The organism is Mesorhizobium sp. YM1C-6-2 (assembly GCF_003666685.1).
Classification (GTDB): Bacteria; Pseudomonadota; Alphaproteobacteria; order Rhizobiales; family Rhizobiaceae; genus Mesorhizobium_K.
Window position 1 is genome coordinate 83001 of sequence record NZ_RCIZ01000001.1, and the last position, 19935, is coordinate 102935.

The 19935-nt window shown below is 66.4% G+C and carries 20 protein-coding genes; 13 read left to right on the forward strand and 7 right to left on the reverse strand.

Going from position 1 to position 19935, the window contains the following annotated elements:
- The 3 genes from D8676_RS00395 to ugpC are packed head-to-tail and all read left to right on the forward strand — an operon-like array spanning position 1 to position 3988.
- Positions 1-1167, forward strand: a complete 1167-nt coding sequence (locus D8676_RS00395) for a carbohydrate ABC transporter permease (protein WP_121578866.1) — start codon at positions 1-3, stop codon at positions 1165-1167.
- 2 nt (positions 1168-1169) lie between these two features.
- Positions 1170-2837, forward strand: a complete 1668-nt coding sequence (locus tag D8676_RS00400; protein WP_121578867.1) for an alpha-glucosidase — start codon at positions 1170-1172, stop codon at positions 2835-2837.
- A gap of 38 nt (positions 2838-2875) precedes the next feature.
- The gene (gene ugpC / locus D8676_RS00405; RefSeq protein ID WP_121578868.1) at positions 2876-3988 is read left to right on the forward strand and encodes a sn-glycerol-3-phosphate ABC transporter ATP-binding protein UgpC; all 1113 of its coding nucleotides are present in this window, start codon (positions 2876-2878) and stop codon (positions 3986-3988) included.
- 90 nt (positions 3989-4078) lie between these two features.
- Here the strand turns inward: ugpC and D8676_RS00410 are convergent, their stop codons facing one another.
- Genes D8676_RS00410 through D8676_RS00430 form a run of 5 tightly spaced genes read right to left on the reverse strand, consistent with a single transcriptional unit; the run spans position 4079 to position 9549 of the window.
- Entirely contained in the window at positions 4079-5992 is a 1914-nt protein-coding gene (locus D8676_RS00410; protein ID WP_245426502.1) for an adenylate/guanylate cyclase domain-containing protein, read from the reverse strand.
- Between the two features lie 53 nt (positions 5993-6045).
- A complete protein-coding gene (locus D8676_RS00415) occupies positions 6046-6888 on the reverse strand; it encodes a metal ABC transporter permease (protein WP_121578869.1) in 843 nt (280 codons plus the stop codon).
- Positions 6885-7775, reverse strand: a complete 891-nt coding sequence (locus D8676_RS00420) for a metal ABC transporter permease (protein ID WP_121578870.1) — start codon at positions 7773-7775, stop codon at positions 6885-6887. Before D8676_RS00420 ends, D8676_RS00415 begins: the two co-directional genes overlap by 4 nt.
- A complete protein-coding gene (locus tag D8676_RS00425; RefSeq protein WP_121578871.1) occupies positions 7772-8665 on the reverse strand; it encodes a manganese/iron ABC transporter ATP-binding protein in 894 nt (297 codons plus the stop codon). The genes D8676_RS00420 and D8676_RS00425 overlap by 4 nt, the downstream gene beginning before the upstream one ends.
- Positions 8662-9549: a metal ABC transporter substrate-binding protein gene (locus D8676_RS00430; protein WP_121578872.1), complete on the reverse strand. Its 888-nt coding sequence runs from the start codon at positions 9547-9549 to the stop codon at positions 8662-8664. Before D8676_RS00430 ends, D8676_RS00425 begins: the two co-directional genes overlap by 4 nt.
- Before the next feature lie 164 nt (positions 9550-9713).
- Between D8676_RS00430 and D8676_RS00435 the strand changes: the two genes are divergently transcribed.
- The 4 genes from D8676_RS00435 (at position 9714) to D8676_RS00450 (ending at position 13447) form a co-directional block, all read left to right on the forward strand.
- Positions 9714-10142, forward strand: coding sequence for a Fur family transcriptional regulator (locus D8676_RS00435; protein WP_121578873.1), 429 nt, complete (start codon positions 9714-9716; stop codon positions 10140-10142).
- Between the two features lie 126 nt (positions 10143-10268).
- Positions 10269-11690 (forward strand): NADP-dependent phosphogluconate dehydrogenase, encoded by a 1422-nt coding sequence (gene gndA / locus D8676_RS00440; RefSeq protein ID WP_121578874.1) that lies wholly within the window; start codon positions 10269-10271, stop codon positions 11688-11690.
- A 43-nt stretch (positions 11691-11733) separates the two neighbouring features.
- Positions 11734-12780 carry an L-glyceraldehyde 3-phosphate reductase gene (gene mgrA / locus D8676_RS00445; protein ID WP_121578875.1) on the forward strand — a complete coding sequence of 349 codons (1047 nt, stop codon included), beginning with the start codon at positions 11734-11736 and terminating at the stop codon, positions 12778-12780.
- 220 nt (positions 12781-13000) lie between these two features.
- On the forward strand, positions 13001-13447 hold the full coding sequence (locus D8676_RS00450) for a DUF2214 family protein (protein WP_121578876.1): 447 nt from the start codon (positions 13001-13003) through the stop codon (positions 13445-13447).
- A gap of 98 nt (positions 13448-13545) precedes the next feature.
- Here the strand turns inward: D8676_RS00450 and nth are convergent, their stop codons facing one another.
- A complete protein-coding gene (gene nth / locus D8676_RS00455) occupies positions 13546-14319 on the reverse strand; it encodes an endonuclease III (RefSeq protein ID WP_121578877.1) in 774 nt (257 codons plus the stop codon).
- A gap of 22 nt (positions 14320-14341) precedes the next feature.
- Here nth and D8676_RS00460 point away from each other — a divergent pair, with 22 nt between their 5' ends.
- Both D8676_RS00460 and D8676_RS00465 read left to right on the forward strand, forming a co-directional pair.
- Positions 14342-14833 (forward strand): DUF2244 domain-containing protein, encoded by a 492-nt coding sequence (locus D8676_RS00460; RefSeq protein ID WP_121578878.1) that lies wholly within the window; start codon positions 14342-14344, stop codon positions 14831-14833.
- Positions 14834-14935: 102 nt separating this feature from the next.
- Positions 14936-15832 carry a methylated-DNA--[protein]-cysteine S-methyltransferase gene (locus D8676_RS00465; protein WP_121579683.1) on the forward strand — a complete coding sequence of 299 codons (897 nt, stop codon included), beginning with the start codon at positions 14936-14938 and terminating at the stop codon, positions 15830-15832.
- On the opposite strand, the gene D8676_RS00470 is transcribed toward D8676_RS00465, so the two are convergent.
- Entirely contained in the window at positions 15813-16697 is an 885-nt protein-coding gene (locus D8676_RS00470) for an EamA family transporter (protein ID WP_121578879.1), read from the reverse strand. The genes D8676_RS00465 and D8676_RS00470 overlap by 20 nt on opposite strands.
- 176 nt (positions 16698-16873) lie before the next feature.
- Here D8676_RS00470 and D8676_RS00475 point away from each other — a divergent pair, with 176 nt between their 5' ends.
- The 4 genes from D8676_RS00475 to D8676_RS00490 all read left to right on the forward strand — a co-directional run bounded on the left by D8676_RS00475 (position 16874) and on the right by D8676_RS00490 (position 19875).
- A complete protein-coding gene (locus D8676_RS00475) occupies positions 16874-17776 on the forward strand; it encodes a ribokinase (protein WP_121578880.1) in 903 nt (300 codons plus the stop codon).
- Positions 17777-17843: 67 nt separating this feature from the next.
- Positions 17844-18458 carry a LysE family translocator gene (locus D8676_RS00480; protein ID WP_121578881.1) on the forward strand — a complete coding sequence of 205 codons (615 nt, stop codon included), beginning with the start codon at positions 17844-17846 and terminating at the stop codon, positions 18456-18458.
- Positions 18459-18471: 13 nt separating this feature from the next.
- Positions 18472-19047, forward strand: coding sequence for a DUF922 domain-containing protein (locus D8676_RS00485; RefSeq protein ID WP_121578882.1), 576 nt, complete (start codon positions 18472-18474; stop codon positions 19045-19047).
- 48 nt (positions 19048-19095) lie between these two features.
- A complete protein-coding gene (locus D8676_RS00490) occupies positions 19096-19875 on the forward strand; it encodes an alpha/beta hydrolase (RefSeq protein WP_121578883.1) in 780 nt (259 codons plus the stop codon).
- Positions 19876-19935: the final 60 nt, after the last annotated feature.

Genomic DNA, 19935 nt, shown 5'->3' on the forward strand with positions numbered 1-19935 from the left:
ATGGCGCAGGCAAGCGGCAAGTCGGCCGGAAAATCCTTCTTCGGCAAATTCGGCGTCCATCTCGCGGTATTGGTCTTCGTCGTCATCTGGACGGTGCCGACGCTCGGCATCCTCGTGTCGTCGCTGCGCGACAAGGACCAGATCATCGCGTCCGGCTGGTGGAACTCCTTCGCCAGCTCGACGCAGACCGAGGCCGGCCGCCTGCCGCCGCCGGAGAACCAGGTCGAGAAGGACGGCAGGTTCGTCATCGAGGGCAACATCTTCGGCGACGACCCGCCGCGCACGATCAGCGCCTTCGGCACCCGCGCCGCCGCGCCGACCCAGTATGCGGCGGGCGAGACGGCCGATCTCGGCGACGGCGTCACGCTGCAGCTCAACGAGGACGGCACGTTCGTGCTTTCGTCGCCCGTCGCCCTCGAAGGCAGCCGCGGCCAGCGCGTCTATTTCGCCTCCTCGGCGCCGCCACGCTTCACGACGGAGAACTACGAGACCGTGCTGTTCTCGGAAGGCATCGGCCGCTCCTTCATCAACTCGCTGACGGTGACGGTGCCGGCCACCGTCATCCCGATCATGATCGCAGCCTTCGCCGCCTACGCACTTGCCTGGATGCGCTTTCCCGGCCGTGCGCTGATCATCGCCACCATCATCGGTCTGCTGGTCGTGCCGCTGCAGATGGCGCTGATCCCGCTCTTGCAACTCTACAACGGCGTCGGGCTGTTCTTCGGCGTGCCGTCCAAGACCTATCTCGGCATCTGGCTGGCGCACACCGGCTTCGGCCTGCCCTTCGCCATCTATTTGCTCAGGAGCTACATGGCCGGGCTGCCGCGCGAGCTGATGGAGTCGGCGCGCATCGACGGCGCCAGCGACTTCGAGATATTCCTCAAGATCGTGCTGCCGCTCTCCTTCCCGGTACTCGCCTCCTTCGCCATCTTCCAGTTCCTCTGGGTATGGAACGATCTTCTGGTGGCGATGGTTTTCCTGGGGTCGGGAGCCAACCAGCTCGTGCTCACCGGCAAGCTCAACGCGCTGCTGGGTTCGCGCGGCGGCGACTGGGAGATCCTCACGACCTCGGCTTTCGTCACCATCATCGTGCCGCTGCTCGTGTTCTTCTCCCTGCAGCGCTATTTCGTGCGCGGCCTGCTCGCAGGCTCGGTGAAAGGAGGCTGACAATGCAGGCGTCGCAGCGCCGCCAGGTGCAACCCGAACCCGCTCCCGATCGCGACTGGTGGCGCGGCGCGGTGATCTATCAGATTTATCCGCGCAGCTATCAGGATTCGAACGGCGACGGCGTCGGCGATCTCAAGGGCATCATCGCCAGGCTTCCCTACATCGCCTCGCTTGGCGTCGACGCGATCTGGATATCGCCTTTCTTCAAGTCGCCGATGAAGGATTTCGGCTACGACGTCTCCGACTATTGCGACGTCGATCCGATGTTCGGCACGCTCGCCGATTTCGACGCGCTGGTCGCCGAGGCGCACCGCCTCGGCCTGCGCGTGATGATCGACGAGGTGATCTCGCACACGGCCGACATCCACCCCTGGTTCCAGGAGAGCCGGTCGAGCCGCAATAACCCCAAGGCCGACTGGTATGTCTGGGCGGACGCCCGGCCGGACGGCACGCCGCCCAACAACTGGCTGTCGATCTTCGGCGGCTCGGCCTGGCAGTGGGACACGCGCCGCCAGCAATATTACCTGCACAATTTCCTGGCCGAGCAGCCCGACCTGAACTTCCATAACAGCGAAGTGCAGGACGCGTTGCTCGACGTGACGCGCTTCTGGCTGGAGCGCGGCGTTGACGGCTTCCGGCTCGACACGATCAACTTCTATTTCCACTCCGAAGGGCTGGAGGACAATCCGCCTTTGCCGCCCGAGGAGCGCAACGACCAGACCGCGCCGGCGGTGAACCCCTACAACTACCAGGACCACATCTACGACAAGAGCCGGCCGGAAAATCTCGGCTTCCTCGAACGCTTCCGCACGCTGCTCGACGAATATCCGGTAGCCGCCGCCGTCGGCGAAGTTGGCGACTCGCAGCGCGGGCTGGAGGTCGTCGCCGCCTATACCGCTGGCGATCACAGAGTCCAGATGTGCTACGCCTTCGATTTCCTGGCGCCGGAAAAGATCAGCGCCGGCAAGGTACGCTCTGTGCTCGAAGCGTTCGGCCGCGTTGCCAGCGACGGCTGGTCCTGCTGGGCCTTCTCCAACCACGACGTCATGCGGCATGCCTCGCGCTGGGCGGCGAGCGAGCCCGACCGGCTCGCCTATCTGAAAGTCGTCTCCGCGCTGCTGATGTCTCTGCGCGGCTCGGTCTGCCTCTACCAGGGCGAGGAGCTCGGCCTGCCCGAAGCGGAGCTTGCCTTCGAGGATCTGCAGGACCCCTACGGCATCCGCTTCTGGCCGGAGTTCAAGGGCCGCGACGGCTGCCGCACGCCGATGGCATGGGATGATGCCAGGCCGAACGCCGGCTTCTCGACGGCCAAGCCGTGGCTGCCGGTGGCGAGGGAGCATCTCCCGCTGGCGGTCAGCCGGCAGCAGGGCGATCCGAATTCGCTGCTCGAGCATTACCGCCGCTTCCTCGCCTTCCGCGCCGGCCACCCGGCGCTGGTCAAGGGCGACATCGAGTTCCTCGCCGTCGAGGGAGACGCCATCGCCTTCGCCCGCAGCGAGGGCAACGAGCGCATCGTCTGCGCCTTCAATCTCGGAGCCAAGCCGGCGACGCTGGCGCTCGGGGACGGCAAAAAAGGACAGGAGACAGGCGGCCACGGACTTCACGGGACGCTTGAAGACGGGAAAATAACATTCCACGGCTACGGAGCATGGTTCGGCCGGCTGGACTAGCCGACGCGACCCTAACGGCGACTGAAACGGAGCGGACCATGGCAGATCTGACCCTCAGGCAAATCAAGAAGGCCTATGGCAGCCTGAACATCCTTCACGGCATCGACCTCGACATAGAATCGGGCGAGTTCATCGTCTTCGTCGGGCCGTCCGGCTGCGGCAAGTCGACACTTCTCAGGACCATCGCCGGGCTGGAGGAGATCACCTCCGGCGAGTTGAAGATCGCCGGCGAGGTGGTCAACGACGTGCCGCCGTCCAAGCGCGGCATCGCCATGGTGTTCCAGTCCTATGCGCTCTACCCGCATATGACGGTCTACGACAACATGGCCTTCGGCATGAAGATCGCGCGCGAGAACAAGGCCGAGATCGACCGCCGCGTGAAGCAGGCCGCCGAGATACTGCAACTGACCAAATATCTCGACCGCCTGCCCAAGGCGATGTCGGGCGGCCAGCGCCAGCGCGTCGCCATCGGCCGCGCCATCGTGCGCAACCCGAAGGTATTTTTGTTCGACGAGCCGCTGTCCAACCTCGACGCCGCGCTGCGCGTCGCCACCCGCATCGAGATCGCCAAGCTGAAGGAATCGATGCCGGCGACGACGATGATCTACGTCACCCACGACCAGGTCGAGGCGATGACGCTCGCCGACCGCATCGTGGTGCTGAAGGACGGTCGCGTCGAGCAGGTCGGCACGCCGATGGAGCTCTATCACCATCCGGGCAATCTGTTCGTGGCCCAGTTCATCGGCTCGCCGGCGATGAACATCGTCTCGGCGACCGTCGAGAAGGCAGGCCTGGTGACGGCGATCGCCATCGACGGCGGACTCAAGGCCGAGGTGCCGGTCGCCACGCCTGACGACGCCGGGGGTGCGAAAATCAGCTTCGGTGTGCGTCCGGAGGATCTCAGGATCGCCAACGGCGGCAACGTCCTGTTCGAAGGCCGCGTCGACTATATCGAGCAGCTCGGCGAGGTGCAGCTCGTCTATCTCGACATCGGCCGCGCCGACGTGCCGCTCGTCGTCAAGCTGCCCGGCAACTCTGTGCTGAAGCGCGGCGAAAGCCTGAAGGTCGACGCCGATCCTGGGACGCTGCACATCTTCAACGCGGACGGCCGCTCCTACGCGCGCGAGCAGACCGCAGCAAAAGCCGCCTGACGCATCCTCCCGTCTGGCGCGTTGCGGGCGGGCTTCCGGAAGGGAGCCCGCCCGTTGCCATCAGGAGCCTTGTCGTCAGCGTGACGCGCTTCAGGCGGCGCCCTGCTGGGGCTCGGCGATCGTCTGGACGCCAGCGTCGAGCACTTCGCCGATCAGGAACACCTCGATCGGCTCGCCCCTGCCTCGCAGCCGGTGCTGGCCGGCGGGTTTGATTTCGAAGCGCTTGTCGAGGCGCGACGCCGTCTCGGCCGAAACGGCGATCGTCGTCGCAGCCTCGGGTTCGAGTTCCTTGCCCAACCCCTGCAGCCTCTGGCTGACATTCACCGTATCGCCGATGATCGTGTAGTTCACGCGGTCGGACGCGCCGATATTGCCGACGATGACCGGACCCGTATGGATGCCGATGCGCACCCGCAGCTCGGGCAGGCCTTCCCGCCTCGCCGCCAGATTGTCGGCCGCCAGATCCTCGCGGATCGCCGCGGCTGCGCGCACCGCCGCTGCGGCGTGGCCCTTCAGCCGGTCGGGTGCGCCGAAGAAGGCCATCATGCCGTCGCCGAGGAACTTGTCGACCGTGCCGCCATAGGCGTCGACGGCGGCGCACAATATCGCGAAGTGACGGTTCAGCAGCCTCGATACCGCCGCCGCGTCCATCTGCTCCGACAGCGCCGTGAAGTCGGCGATGTCGGTGAACATGACCGTGACGATCGTCTCACGCGGTTCGGCGATGCCGATCTCGCCGGTGCGCACCAGCTTGGCGACCAGCGAGCGCGGGATATAGGTGGAGAAGGCGCGCAGCCCGATCAGCATGGCGTTGAAGGCGGAGGCCTGGTCGTCCAGTTCCTTGATGCGGCTGCGCGGCAGCGGCGCCACGCCGTCGAGGTCGAAATCGGCGACGCGCGTCGCCTGCCCGGCGATCGTCTGGATGGGCCGCGAAAGCCGCCGGCCGAGCAGGATCGCGACGACGATCGCCGCGGCCATGGCGGCAAGCCCGAGCAGGGCGGACCCGACCACGCGCTCGATCTCGCCGCCGATCTGGCTGCCCCTGAAATATGCCCCGATCGTCCAGGGCTGATCGTCATAGCCCGTGATCTTGCGGGTGATGGCGACATAGGTCTTGTCGTTCCACCAGCTGTTGTTTTCGCCGTCCATGCTTATTTCAGCGAGTTCGACGTTGCGGGTGCGCGTGGCGCCGAACTGGTCCTCCACCTTGCGGGTGGAATAGGCGGCCAGCACCGGGTCGCCGAAGGCGCTGAGCGGCATCAGCGGCGCCAGGCCGTTCTTGCGCGCATCGGGTTCGGCCAGCCGCTCGTCGGCGATGACGCGGTCCTCGCCGTCCAGGATGAAGGCATGCGTGCCGAAGCGCGCGGAGAGTTCCTGCGTGATCTCGGACAGCCTCTGCAGCTCGACCGCCGCGATCACCCAGCCCTGCGGCGCAGCGCCTCGCGAGAGCGGCGCCGACACATTGGCGTAGAGGCCATGCTCGTTGGCCACGAAAGAGCCCCACATCAGCCCGTTTGACTGGCGGCGTTCCTCCAGCGCCGCCAGCACCTGCGGCGACTTCTCGGCCGAGCGCGGCAGTATTCCGACCTTTCCGTCTGCGTTGCGCGAGACGCCCCTGCAGACCATGTCCGGCGTGCAGATCAGCATGGCGGTCGTCTGCCGGGCGGTCGACAGCGCGCCGGCCAGGACCGCCGACATGGCCTCGTCGTCGTCGATCAGGAACTCGCCCTGCGCGTAGAGCCTGGAGACGCCGGTCACGGCGCTTTCCGCCTGCTGCATCTCGGTGCGCAGCGAATCCTCCATCGCATCGACGAGCAGGGTCGATTGCGCGCCGAGCAGGTCGAGCGTGTTGCGGATGTTGGCGCCGACGGTCAGCGCCAGCACCCCGCCGATCGACAGGAAAACCAGCGCGCCGAAGCTGAGCGCCATGATGGCGGCGACGGGAATGCGCCGCCGATTTTCGGCAGCACGGACGAAGCGCACGGGTTCTGTCGACGAATTCATAGCGTCAAATGCCGTGACAGGCGGGTCAAATGCAAGTCCGCAGCAGGCGACGTTCAGGCAGGGCGGGCAATCCGCTCCGCGCGAGCGGCGCGCAGCCGCGAGACCAGGAAGGCGATGGCGAAGCCGCCGCTGAGCAGCAGCACGATGGTCGGCGCCGGCGCGCTGTCGAGGAAGAAGCTGAGATAGACGCCGGCAAAAGAGGCCGCCGCCGCGACGATCACCGAGACGGCGAGCATGCGCTCGAAGCGCGTCGTCAGCAGGAAGGCGATGGCGCCCGGCGAGATCAGCAGCGCTATGGCGAGGATGATGCCGACCGCCTTCAGCGCGCCCACGATGGTAAGCGACAGCACCGACAGCAGCCCGTAATGCACCAGCCTGACCGGCAGGCCGATCGCCCGCGCATGCTGGGCGTCGAAGGCATGCAGCAGGAGGTCGCGGCGGAAGATGGCGATGGCGGCGACGCAGAAGACGGCGATCGCGCCCGTCTCGGCCACGTCGCGCCACGACACGCCGAGCATGTCGCCGAACAATATGTGGTCGAGATGCACCTCGGTCTGGATCTTGGTGTAGAGCACGATGCCGAGCCCGAACATGCCGGAGAAGACGACGCCCATCACCGTGTCCTCCTTGATGCGGCTGTTCTCCTTGAGATAGCCGGTCGCCAGCGCGCAGAACATGCCGGCGGCGAAGGCGCCGATGGCGAGCGGGATGCCGGCGATGTAGGCGAGCACGATCCCCGGCAGCACCGCGTGGCTGACGGCGTCGCCCATCAGCGACCAGCCTTTCAGCACCAGGAAGCAGGAGAGCAGCGCCGACGGCACGGCGACCAGCAGCGCGATGGCGAAGGCCTGCTGCATGAAGGGAAACTGGAACGGCAGGAGCAGCGTCTCGATCATGCCACGTTCTCCGGCGCTTGCCCTTCCAACAGGCCAGCCTCCAGCGCTTCCCGGGCGCGCCTGCGCGCCGCCAGCAGCCCGTGCTTCGGCGCGAAGACGAAGGCGGCGAGGAAGATCAGCGTCTGCGCCACCACGATGATGCCGCCGGTCGCGCCGTCGAGGAAATAGCTGGCATAGGCGCCGACGAAGCTGGTCACGGTGCCGATGATCACCGAGATGACGATGAGGCGCGGAAAGCGGTCGGTCAGCAGATAGGCGGTGGCGCCGGGTGTCACCACCATGGCGATGACCAGGAAGGCGCCGACCGTCTGCAGCGCCGCCACCGTCGACGCCGCCAGCAGCGTGAAGAACAGCACCTTCAGCCGGTCCGGGTTCAAGCCCACCGAGCGTGCATGGTTCTCGTCGAAGAAGGCGACCATCAGGTCCTTCCATTTGACCAGCAGGATGGCGAGCGAGACGCCGCCGATGATGACGAGCTGCAGCGTGTCGCCCGGCGACACCGCCAGGATGTTGCCGAGCACGATGGTCTGCACGTTCACCGACGCTGGCGACAGCGAGATCATGAACAGGCCGAGGCCGAAGAAGGAGGTGAAGATCAGGCCGATGATGGCGTCTTCGCGCAATTTCGTGCGCTGGTTGAGGAAGAGCATCGCACCCGCCGCCAGCCCGCCCGACAGGAAGGCGCCGAAGGCGAAGGGCAGGCCGAGCATGTAGGCGCCGGCGACGCCCGGCACGATCGAATGCGAGAGCGCGTCGCCGATCAGCGACCAGCCCTTCAGCATCAGATAGGCCGACAGGAAGGCGCAGACTCCGCCGACCAGCGCCGACACCCACATGGCGTTGACCATGTAGCCATAGGTGAAGGGCTCGGCGAGCAGCGTCGTCATTTCTCGCTCTCGTCGATGGCGCCGTTCCGGCCCGCGCCGGTGTCGTAGATGACGAAGGGCCGCTCGTCGTCGGTCAGCACCGTCACGCGGCGCTTGTCGTCATCCTCGTGCAGGTCGTGGCCGCCCAGCGTGAACTGCCGGAGCACGCCGCCGAAGGCCTTCTCGAGATTGGCCTGGGTGAAGACTTCCGCCGTCGGCCCGTGACAGAGCACGGTGCGGTTGATCAGCACGGCGCGGTCGCAGAAGCGCGGCACGCTGCCGAGATTGTGGGTGGAGACCAGCATCACCCGGCCTTCCTCGCGCAGCGACTGCAGCAGCGCGATGATCGCCTCCTCGGTGCGCACGTCGACGCCGGTGAACGGCTCGTCGAGCAGGATCACCCTGCCGTCCTGCGCCAGCGCACGGGCCAGGAAGACGCGCTTCTTCTGGCCGCCGGAGAGCTCGCCGATCTGCCTTTTGCGGTAGGCCGACATGCCGACGCGCTCCAGCGCGCGATCTACCGCCTCGCGGTCCTCCCGGCGCGCCATGCGCAGGAAATTCATGTGGCCGTAGCGGCCCATCATCACCACGTCCTCGACCAGCACCGGAAAGTTCCAGTCGACGTCCTCGCTCTGCGGCACATAGGCCACGGCGTTCTTCCTGAGCGCGTCCGCCGCCGGCATGCCGAGGATCGTCACCTTGCCGGCCGCCAGCGGCACGAAGCCCATGATCGCCTTGAACAGCGTCGACTTGCCGGAGCCGTTGACGCCGACCAGCGCGGTGATCGTGCCTTTCGGAATGGCGAAGGAAGCGTCCTTCAGCGCGGTGTGGCCGTTGCGGTAGGTCACGGTCACATGTTCGACGTCCAGGCCGCCGCCTGCCACGGCTTCGGTGGCGAAGGGCGCGTTCATCCCTGCAGGCCCTTGGCGATGGTGTCGGCGGTGACTTTCAGGAGGTCGAGATAGGTCGGCACCGGTCCGTTCGGGTCGCTGAGCGAATCGACGTAGAGGACGCCGCCATATCTGGCGCCGGTCTCGCGCGCGATCTGCTGGGCGGGGTTCGGCGACACCGTGCTCTCGCTGAACACGACCGGTATGTTGTTTGCCCGCACCGCGTCGATCACCTTGCGCACCTGCCTCGGCGTACCCTGCTGGTCGGCATTGATCGGCCAGATATAGAGTTCCTTCAGGCCGAAGTCGCGGGCGAGGTAGCTGAAGGCGCCCTCGCTGGAGACCAGCCAGCGCCGCTCCTCCGGTATCGCGGCCAGTTCCTGCCGGATCGGCTCGACCTCCGCCTTGATCTTCTCCGAATAGGCGGCGGCGTTGCGGTTGTAGGCCTCGGCATTCTCGGGATCGTGCTCGACGAACGCCTTGCGGATGTTCTCGACATAGATCAACGCGGCTTCGGGCGACATCCACGCATGCGGGTTGGGCTTTCCGGTGTAGGGGCCTTCGGCGATGCCCATCGGCTCGACGCCGTCCGAAACCACGACGCTCGGCACGTCGCTCAGATTGTTGAAGAAGCGCTCGAACCAAAGTTCCAGGTTCAGCCCGTTCCAGAGGATCAGCTGCGCGTCCTGGGCGCGCAATATGTCGCCCGGCGTCGGCTGGTAGTTGTGGATCTCGGCGTTCGGCTTGGTGATCGATTCCACGATCGCCGCGTCGCCCGCCACGTTCTGGGCGATGTCGGCAATGACGGTGAAGGTGGTCACTGCCTTGAACTTCTCCTGCGCCGCCGCCGGTCCCGCCGGCATCAGTCCGGCGATAAGCACAAGGGCGGCCGTCAGCAGTCTCATGACATCCTCATTGTCGGGGTGAAGGCTAGGATCGAGGCTTAGATAGCGCGGCTCCGGCTCTTCGTCAATGCAATTGCAAATCGTTTGCAACTGGTGATCGCGGAAAGTGCCTCTCGCGGCCTTATGTTTTTGCAACTGGGTGTCATCTGGCGCATAATGGCCGGATGAAGAAACGGGCGGCGAAACGGTTGGACTACGAGAAGGAACTGCGCCGGCAGGGCGTGCGGATCACGCGCCAGCGCAGCGCCATCCTCGGCATACTTTCGGAAACGGAAGACCACCCCGACGCGCTCGAGATCTTCCGGCGCGCGGTGGCCGTCGATCCGTCGATCTCGCTCTCCACCGTCTACCGCACGATGAAGCTGCTCGGCGACATCGGCGCCATCCACCGACACGCCTTCGAGGGCGGCCCGTCGCGCTTCGAGCACGCCACCGATCACCATGACCATCTCATCGACATTGAGACCGGTGACGTGATCGAGTTCAAGTCGGACAAGATCGAGCAGCTGCAGGACGAGATCGCCAAGTCGCTCGGCTACGACATCGTTCATCACCGCCTGGAGCTCTACGGACGCAAGCGCCGCACGGGCTAATCGATTGAAGCGATGCCCATGAATCGCCTGCCGACGTGTTGACGAAGGTTGGCTCGCGCGTCAAACATCGCCCCGCTGCGGGTCCCGGCCCGTCGCGAAGACAGGAATACAGCAAGGAATGCAACGATGGCGGATGCCGAGATCGGACTGATTGGCCTTGGCGTGATGGGGTCGAACCTCGCGCTCAACATCGCCGAGAAGGGCAACAAGATAGCGGTGTTCAACCGCACCGTCGCCAAGACACACCAGTTCCACCAGGAAGCCGGCGCGCTCAAGGACATGATCGTGCCCTGCGACACGATCGAGGCGCTGGCGGCGGCCATCCGTCCGCCGCGGCCGGTCATCATCATGGTGCAGGCGGGTGCGGCGGTCGACGAGCAGATCGCCCATCTGCGCGGCGTGCTGTCGGCCAACGACATCGTCATCGACGCCGGAAACGCCAATTTCCGCGATACCATGCGCCGCTTCAAGGAGCTGGAAGGCTCGGGCCTGACCTTCATCGGCATGGGCGTGTCGGGCGGCGAGGAAGGCGCGCGCCACGGCCCCTCGATCATGGTCGGCGGCACGGAGGCCTCCTGGAAGCGCGTCGAGAAGGTGCTTACCGCCATCTCCGCCAAATATGAGGGAGAACCCTGCGCTGCCTGGCTCGGCACCGACGGCGCCGGCCACTTCGTCAAGACGATCCACAACGGCATCGAATATGCCGACATGCAGATGATCGCCGAGATCTACGGCATATTGCGCGACGGGCTCGGCATGGCTCCCAAGGAGATCGGGCAGGTCTTCGCCGAATGGAACAAGGGCAGGCTCGATTCCTATCTCATCGAGATCACCGCCAAGGTGCTCGCTGCCGACGATCCCAAGACCGGCAAGCCGATGGTCGACATGATCCTCGACCGTGCCGGCCAGAAGGGCACCGGCAAGTGGTCGGTGATCGAGGCACAGCAACTCGGCATTCCCGCGACCGCGATCGAGGCTGCCGTCGCCGCCCGCGTGCTTTCCTCGCTGAAGGACGAACGCGTCGCTGCCGAAAAGGTCTACGGCGCGGACGGCGTCGCCAAGTTCTCGGGCGGCAAGGACGAGGTGCTCGCCGACCTCGAGCTTGCGCTCTTCGCCGGCAAGATCGCCGCCTACGCGCAAGGGTTCGCCGTGATGGCTGGCGCGTCGAAGGAGTTCGGCTGGGACCTGCCGCTGCCGACGATTGCAAAAATCTGGCGCGCCGGCTGCATCATCCGCTCGCAGTTCCTGGGCACGCTGGCCAAAGCCTTCTCCGGCGGTCCGGTCGCCAATCTCCTGATGACGCCGGCCTTCGTCGAGATGATGAAGGAGGCGCATCCGGCGCTTCGCCGCATTGTCGCGCGCGCGGCTGAAGCCGGCCTGCCGACGCCGGCGCTGTCCTCCGCGCTCGGCTATTTCGACAGCTACCGACTGGGGCGCGGCACGTCGAACCTGATCCAGGCGCAGCGCGATTTCTTCGGCGCCCATGGCTTCGAGCGCATCGACGAGCCGGGCGCGCATCACGGCCCCTGGGGCAGCGGCGCCGCCTGACGTCAGCCCCCCGGGATTCCTGCAGCCGAAAAAGGATCGAGACATGGACTGGCAACCCGCCGACAACCGCTACGAGGCGATGGTCTACAACCGCTGCGGCCGTTCCGGCCTCAAGCTGCCGGCCATCTCGCTCGGCCTCTGGCACAATTTCGGTGACGACACGCCGCACCAGCTCAAGCAGGCCATCTGCCGCAAGGCCTTCGACCTCGGCATCACCCATTTCGACCTCGCCAACAATTACGGCCCGCCGGGCGGCACCGCCGAGATCGCCTTCGGCGATATACTGCGCACCGATTTCGCCGGCTATCGCGACGAACTGATCGTCTCGACCAAGGCCGGCTACAACATGTGGCCCGGACCCTACGGCGAATGGGGCAGCCGCAAATATCTGCTCGCCAGCCTCGACCAGAGCCTGAAGCGGCTCGGCGTCGACTATGTCGACATCTTCTATTCGCACCGCTACGACCCCGACACGCCGCTCGAGGAGACGATGGGCGCGCTGGATTCGGCGGTGCGGGCCGGCAAGGCGCTTTATGTCGGCATCTCGTCCTACAACTCGCAACGCACCCGCGAGGCGGCCGACATGTTGCGCCAGATGGGCACGCCCTTCATCATCCACCAGCCCAGCTATTCGATGATCAACCGCTGGGTCGAGGATGACGGGCTGCTCGACACGCTGGACGGGCTCGGCGTCGGCTCGATCGTGTTCTCGCCGCTGGCGCAGGGCATGCTGACGTCGAAATATCTCGGCGGTATTCCGGAAGACAGCCGCGCCGCCCAGGGCAAGTCGCTGAGGCAGAGCTTCCTCAACGAGCAAACCATCGCCAACATCCGCGCGCTGAACGCGATCGCCGAAAAACGCGGCCAGACGCTGGCGCAGATGGCGCTCGCCTGGGTGCTGCGCGGCGGGCGCGTCACCTCCGCGCTGATCGGCGCCAGCCGTCCGGGCCAGGTCGAGGACTGCGTCGGCGCGCTGAAGAACCTCGAGTTCAGCGACACCGAACTCGCCGAGATCGACCGCTACGCGACCGAGGCCAACATCAATCTCTGGGCGAAATCAGCGGAGCGGGACGGCCCGCAGCGAAACTAGCGGCGACAGGCGCGATCCGGAACCCGGATTCGGCTCCGGGCCTCAGGGGCTTCGGTCCGGGTCGACTGGTGTTGGTCATGGCAATCGAGGGGGCTTGGCAACTGACAGGCAACTGACATCCTGCCGCGACGTTGGACATTGCGCCAAGCCGCATTAGTCTGCCGGACCCCGCCACCTGCGCCTCGCCGGCCCGCTCGGCGAAGGCGGCCAAGGAAGCCTCATGGATATCATCGTCGATCTCCTGCTTGCCATCCTCCACCACTTCCTGGTCTTCACGCTCGCCGGCCTGCTGGCTGCCGAGTTCGCGCTGGTGCGGCCGGGTCTCTCCGGCGCCAGCCTGGACCTGCTCGGGCGCATAGACCGCGCCTATGGCGGCGTCGCCATGGCGATCATCGTCGTCGGCATCTGCCGCGTCCTGTTCGGCGTGAGGGGCTGGGAGTTCTATGTCGCCAACCACGCGTTCTGGGGCAAGATGGTGGCCTTCGTCATCGTCGGGGCGCTGTCCTCCCGCCCGACCATGCGCATCATCGCCTGGCGCCGCAGCGGCACCGGCGTCGTGCCGGAAGGCGAGATCGGCGCCGTCCGCTCCTGGATCAAGGGCGAGATCTTCTTCCTGGCGCTGGTGCTGGTGTTCGCCGCGGCGATGGCGCGCGGCGTTGGAAGCTAGTGCAATTCCAGCAAAAGTGCGCAGCGGTTTCGCGTCCGGAATTGCGTAAAAACAAGTAGATAGAGCGATTCCGCGATTCGGAGAAAGACGGAAACGCTCTAGGCGGGTTCGGCCTCCGGCGACAGCGCGACCAGCGGCGCCGGGATGCTGCTAGTCTTCTCCGCCGACTTGCAGATGTCGGCGATCACGCAGCGCTCGCATTCGGGCCGGCGCGCCTTGCACACATAGCGCCCGTGCAGGATCAGCCAGTGATGGGCGTGACGCATATATTCCGGCGGGATGACGCGGATCAGCCCTTCCTCGACCTGTTCGGGCGTCTTGCCCGGCGCCAGCCCGATCCGGTTGCCGATCCGGAATATGTGCGTGTCGACCGCCATGGTCGGCTGGCCGAAGGCCATGTTGAGCACGACGTTCGCCGTCTTGCGCCCCACCCCCGGCAGCTTGGTCAGTTCGTCGCGGTCTCCCGGAACCTCGCCGCCATGGTCGCGGATCAGCGCTTCCGACAGCGCGATCACGTTCTTCGCCTTGTTGCGCCAGAGCCCGATCGTCTTGATGTATTCGCCGACCTTCGCCTCGCCGAGCGTCAGCATTTTCTGCGGCGTGTCGGCGACCTTGAACAGCGGTCGCGTCGCCTTGTTGACGCCGGCGTCGGTCGCCTGCGCCGACAGCACGACCGCCACCAGCAGCGTGAAGGCGTTGACGTGTTCGAGCTCGCCCTTCGGCTCGGGCCGCTGGATGGCGAAACGGCGGAAGATCTCGTGCACCTCGTCAGGCGTGTAGCGGCAACGTGGGCGGGCGGGACGCGCCTTGCGTTTGGTTGTCGTGACGGTTGCGACGGAGGCTGCGGCGGTTTTTCTCTTGGGCTTTTCCATGAGCCCTCTATAATTATCACTCATGAGCGAGACAAACGCCGCAAAGGCCGACGAACCGTTCTTCCAGGCCCTGCTCACCCCGCACCGGTCGCTCGGGCGCACCGGCTTCGCCGTGCTGATGGGCGCGCTGCTGTTCGGCTGGGCCGTCACCGGCGCCATCTTCCTGTCGAACGGCGCCTGGCCGGTCTTCGGCTTCTTCGGACTGGACGTGCTGCTGGTCTATGTCTGCTTCAAGCTGAACTACCGCGCCGCCCGCGCACGCGAAGAAGTCTCGGTGTCGCGCACCAGCCTCGACATCAGGAAGGTCGCGCCGTCCGGCCGTTCCGAGGCGCACCATTTCAATCCGTTCTGGGCGAAGTTCGCGATAGCCCGCCACGACGAGATCGGCATCACCCGCATGGCGGTCGAGGGGCAGGGCCGCTCCGTGCCGATCGGCGGCTTCCTCAACCCCGATGACCGCGAGAGCTTCGCCGCCGCCTTTTCCCGCGCGCTGGCCACCGCGAAGGGGCGGTAGGCGCGAAATCTTCTTCTTGAGCGCAGGAATCGGGTGGAGGACGTCCATCCGAGGTCTCATATCAGGGCCAAGGAGAACATTGCCATGAACGCCCTGATGCCTATGAATGCCCATATGCCGATAACCCCTGTTCTTCAGCACGACATCACGCCCGATGGCAGCGACTACGAGACGGTCTGCCGCGTCATCGAGAAGATCAGCCTCGACTACCGCAACCAGCCCTCGCTGGAGGAACTCGCGGACGAGGTCGGCTCGACGCCGACCGCGCTGCAGAAGCTTTTCACGCGCTGGGCCGGCCTGTCGCCGAAGGCTTTCCTGCAGGCGGTCACCCTCGACCATGCGCGCCGCCTGCTCGACGGTGGCATGCCGCTCCTGGAAACCTCCTTCGAGCTCGGCATGTCCGGTCCCGGCCGCCTGCACGACTTGTTCGTCACCCATGAGGCGATGTCGCCCGGCGACTACAAGACGCGCGGCGCCGGCCTCACCATCCGCTACGGCTACCACATCTCGCCCTTCGGGCTTGCGCTGGTGATGGTGACCGACCGCGGCCTTGCCGGCCTCGCCTTCTGCGACCCGGGCAAGGAGCGCGACGCCTTCGCCGACATGTCCGGCCGCTGGCCGAACGCGACCTATGTCGAGGACATGGGCGCGACCGGATCCTATGCGCAGCGTGTCTTCGATCCGTCGCGCTGGCGCGCCGACCAGCCACTGCACGTCGTCATGATAGGCAGCGACTTCCAGGTCCGCGTGTGGAGGGCGCTACTCCGGATACCGATGGGCAAGGTGCGCAGCTACAGCGCCATCGCCGAGGAGATCGGCTCGCCTTCCGCCAGCCGCGCGGTCGGCGCCGCCAACGGCGCCAACCCGATCTCCTTCGTGGTGCCCTGCCACAGGGCGCTCGGCAAGTCGGGCGCGCTCACCGGCTATCACTGGGGTCTGACGCGCAAGCGCGCCATCCTCGGCTGGGAGGCCGGTCAGCTCAACGGCCCCGCGAGTTGAACAGTCGCGGGCCGAACAGGTTGAGGCCGAGGCCGGCCACGACCAGGCCCGAAGCAGCGAGCTTCCAGCCTTGCAACGGCTCGCCCAGCAGAACGGCCGAGCCGAGGAAGCCGAAAACCGGCACCAGCAGGGTGAACGGAGCCACGGTCGAGACCGGGTAGCGGCCGAGCAGCGTGCTCCAGGCGGCGAAGCCGAACAGCGTCGACAGATAGACGATATAGGCGATCGAGCCGAGCGAGACCCAGTCAAGGCCGGTGAAGCTCTGCAGGAAAGCCTCGCGGTCGACGATCAACGCGACAATCGTCAGGGGCGGCAGGGCGACCAGGCTGCCCCAGACGACAAGGCCGAGCATGCTCACGGCCGCCGCCTGCTGCGAAATCAGCTTCGACACGACATTGCCGCCGCCCCAGGAGGCCGCTGCCGCGACCAGTAGCGCAAGCCCGGCGAGCGTCACGTCCCCGCCGACATGCATCGCAACGACACCAACGCCGGCGAAGGCGAGGACCGCGCCGGCAAGCTGCCAAAAGGCCGGGCGTTCGCCCAGCAGCAGGACCGACAGCCCGATGGTGAAGAAGACCTGCAATTGCAGGACGAGGGAGGAGAGCCCGGCGCTCATGCCGACCTTCATGCCGGTGAACATGAAACCGAACTGCATTGCGAAGATGAGCAATCCGTAGAGGACGATCAGCCGGACTGGCGCCTCGGGCCGCTTCACGAAGAATATCCAGGGGAAGACGGCGAGCGCGAAGCGCCATACCCCGAGCGCCAGCGGCGACACCTCGCGCAGGCCGAGCTTGATGATGGCGAAGTTGACGCCCCAGATGGCGACGACGACAAGCGCTAGAAGCAGGTGAGGCAGGCGCATCGACAGGCTCCTTCGCCGTCCCGCACCCTTCGTGCGAATCGGACGCGACCCTATAGACCAGAAGTCCCGGCTCGGATCGGTCCAGCATGGCGCAAACGGAATGCCTGCGGGATTGACGCCGCTATTTTCCTCGCCTTCCAAAACGGCTAGCTTCCCCGCAAATTCGGGAGGCTTTCTTGATCACCGTCGTCGGCTCCATCAATCTCGATCTCATCGCCGCCGTGGAGCGCCTGCCCGCGCCCGGCGAAACGCTGCGCAGCGGCGGCTTCAGCACGGCGCCGGGCGGCAAGGGCGCCAACCAGGCGCTGGCGGCGGCGCGCGCCGGCGGCGAGGTCCGCATGATCGGCGCCGTTGGCCGCGACGGCTTCGCGACGGAGGCGCTCGCCTGCCTGAAGGAGGGCAAGGTGCAGCTCTCCGGCGTCCGGGAAGCGGCGGCGGCGACCGGCATCGCGCTGATCTTCGTCGATGGTAAGGGCGAGAACGTCATCGTCATTGCGCCCGGCGCCAACGACACGGTGCTGTCGGGCGACCTCGCCCGGGCGAATTTCAGGAAAGGCGAAATCGTGCTGCTGCAGCACGAGATCCCGCTCGACACGGTCGAGGCGACGCTCTCGGCAGTCCGGCAGGCCGGCGGCGTGAGCGTGCTCAACACCGCGCCCTTCCGCGCCGAGGCGGCGAAGCTCCTGGCGATGGCCGATTTCGTCGTCGCCAACGAGACCGAGTTCGACCTCTACGTCGACGCGCTGAAGCTCGAAGGCGCGGACCGCAAGGCGCGCATGGCGGATTTCTCGCGCAAGACCGGCCGCACGGTCATCGTGACGCTCGGTGCCGAGGGCGTGATCGCGGCTTCGCCCGAAGGGGACCTCGCAGTGCCTGCGCTGAAGATCACCCCGGTCGACACCGTCGGCGCTGGCGACACCTTCTGCGGCTATCTCGGCGCCGGCCTTGACGTCGGCCTGCCGCTCGAAGAGACGCTGCGCCGGGCCGCCGCCGCCGGCTCGCTCGCCTGCCTGAAGCCCGGCGCGCAGCCTGCCATCCCGCACGCGAAGGAGGTCGACGAGGCGCTGGCGTCGCGCTGATCGCAGCCGGGGTCTGGACACGCGGCCGCCGCAATGCATCATGCGCCTCCTTTCCGGAGGCAGGAAAATGTCGCTCGAACTCTATGCCGCCTATCTCGTCGCCTGCATCGTCATCATCATGGTGCCGGGGCCGACCGTCACTCTGATCATCGCGTCGAGCATGCGCCACGGCGTGCGCGCCGGCCTCGCCAATGTCGCGGGCACCCAGGCCGGCATCGCACTGATGATCGTGATCGCCGGCATCGGCCTCACCACCGTCATCGAGGCGATGGGCCACTGGTTCGAGCTGCTGCGCCTGCTCGGCGCCGCCTATCTCATCTGGATGGGCTGGCAGATGCTGCGCTCCAGCGGCCGCCTCGATCCGGGCCAGGCGCCGGCGCGTCCGCGCGGCGGCTTCTTCCTGCAGGGTTTCCTCGTCGCGGTCAGCAATCCGAAGACGCTGGTGTTCTTCGGCGCCTTCTTCCCGCAGTTCATCGATCCTGCCGGCGACTATGCGCTGCAGATCGCCGTGATGGGCGTCACGGCGCTGGTCTTCGCCGTCGCCTCCGATTCGGCCTATGCGGTGGTCGCGGCCCGCGCCGGGCGCCTGCTCTCGGCCAAGCGCGTAAAGCTGCTGTCGCGCATCAGTGGCGGCTTTCTCATCGGCGGCGGTCTGTGGCTCGCCTTCTCGCGGACGAGATAAGGTGGCCTTTCGGATGCGGTCCTGCCTGTTCGCGGCCGGCCTGGCCGCGCTTCCCGCTGTCGCCCATGCGGAATGGAAGCCGGTCGAGAAGGAAGTACCCTATGCCATAACGGGCAAGACCGGCCCCGAACTCTACGCCTCGATCGGCGAGCGCAAGCCCGAGGCCGGGTTCGCCTACACCATTTTCAAGCTGACCTGGCAGCGCGACTACCAGCCCCAGCCGGACGGCGGCTGCATCCTGGTCACGGCGCGGCCCAAGCTGATCATCAGCTATCATCTGCCGGAACCCTCAGAGGACCTGCCGGAACCCGTCGCGACGAACTGGAAGGTCTTCATCGACGGCGTGCGCAAGCACGAGGCGGTGCATGGCGAGATGATCGTCGACATGGTCAAGCAGATCGAGGCCTACAGCATCGGCCTTTCGGCCGCCGACGATCCCGACTGCAACAAGGTGAGGGCAAAGCTGCAGGAGCGCCTGCCGTCCATCTCTCAGGCGCGGCAGCAGAAGAGCCGCGAGTTCGACCGCGTCGAGATGAGCGAGGGCGGCAACGTCCACCAGCTCATCCTCGCCTTCGTCAACGGCGGATAGAGCGCCCGACGCCGCGCCACCCTGCGAAACGTGAATACGGAACCTGATATGGCAGACGCATCCCATTTCGATCATGACGGCACCGCGATCGCCTATAGGCGCATCGAGGGTGGCGCCCCCGGCGTCGTCTGGCTGGGCGGCTACCGCTCCGATATGCTCGGCACCAAGGCCGAGACGCTGTCCGCCTGGGCGGAGCGCGCCGGCCGCGCCTTCCTGCGCTTCGACTATTCCGGCCATGGCGAATCCGGCGGCGCCTTCGCCGAGGGCACCATCTCGAAATGGCTGGGCGAGAGCCTCGCCGCCTTCCGCAGCCTCACCGAAGGCCCGCAGGTCCTGGTCGGCTCCTCGATGGGCGCCTGGGTCGCGCTACGCCTGGCCCAGGAGCTGCAAAAGGCGGGCGAGGGCGGCCGCATCGCCGGCATGGTGCTGCTCGCGCCGGCTCCCGACTTCACCGCCGAGCTGATCGAGCCGGCGCTGACTAAAAAGCAGAAGCGCGAACTGGCCGAGAAGGGTTATTTCGAGGAGAAATCCGAATATTCACCCGACCCCAACATCTATACAAGCGCCCTCATCGAGGACGGACGGGCGAACCTCGTCATGACCGGGCCGATCGACACCCATTGCCCGATCCACATCCTGCAGGGCATGGCCGATCCCGACGTGCCGCACACCCATGCGCTCAAGCTGGTCAGCCTGCTGCCCGCCGACGACGTGACGCTCTCGCTCATCCCCGGTGGCGACCATCGCCTGTCGCGGCCGCAGGATCTCGAGCTTCTGGTCCGCGCGGTGGAAGGCGTGATCGCCCAGTCCGGGGAGGCGCGCCCGTAGCCGTCCCCGCTTGCCTGACGCCCGATCCTGCCGCAAGAAGGCGGCGCCCCTTCCGCTTCC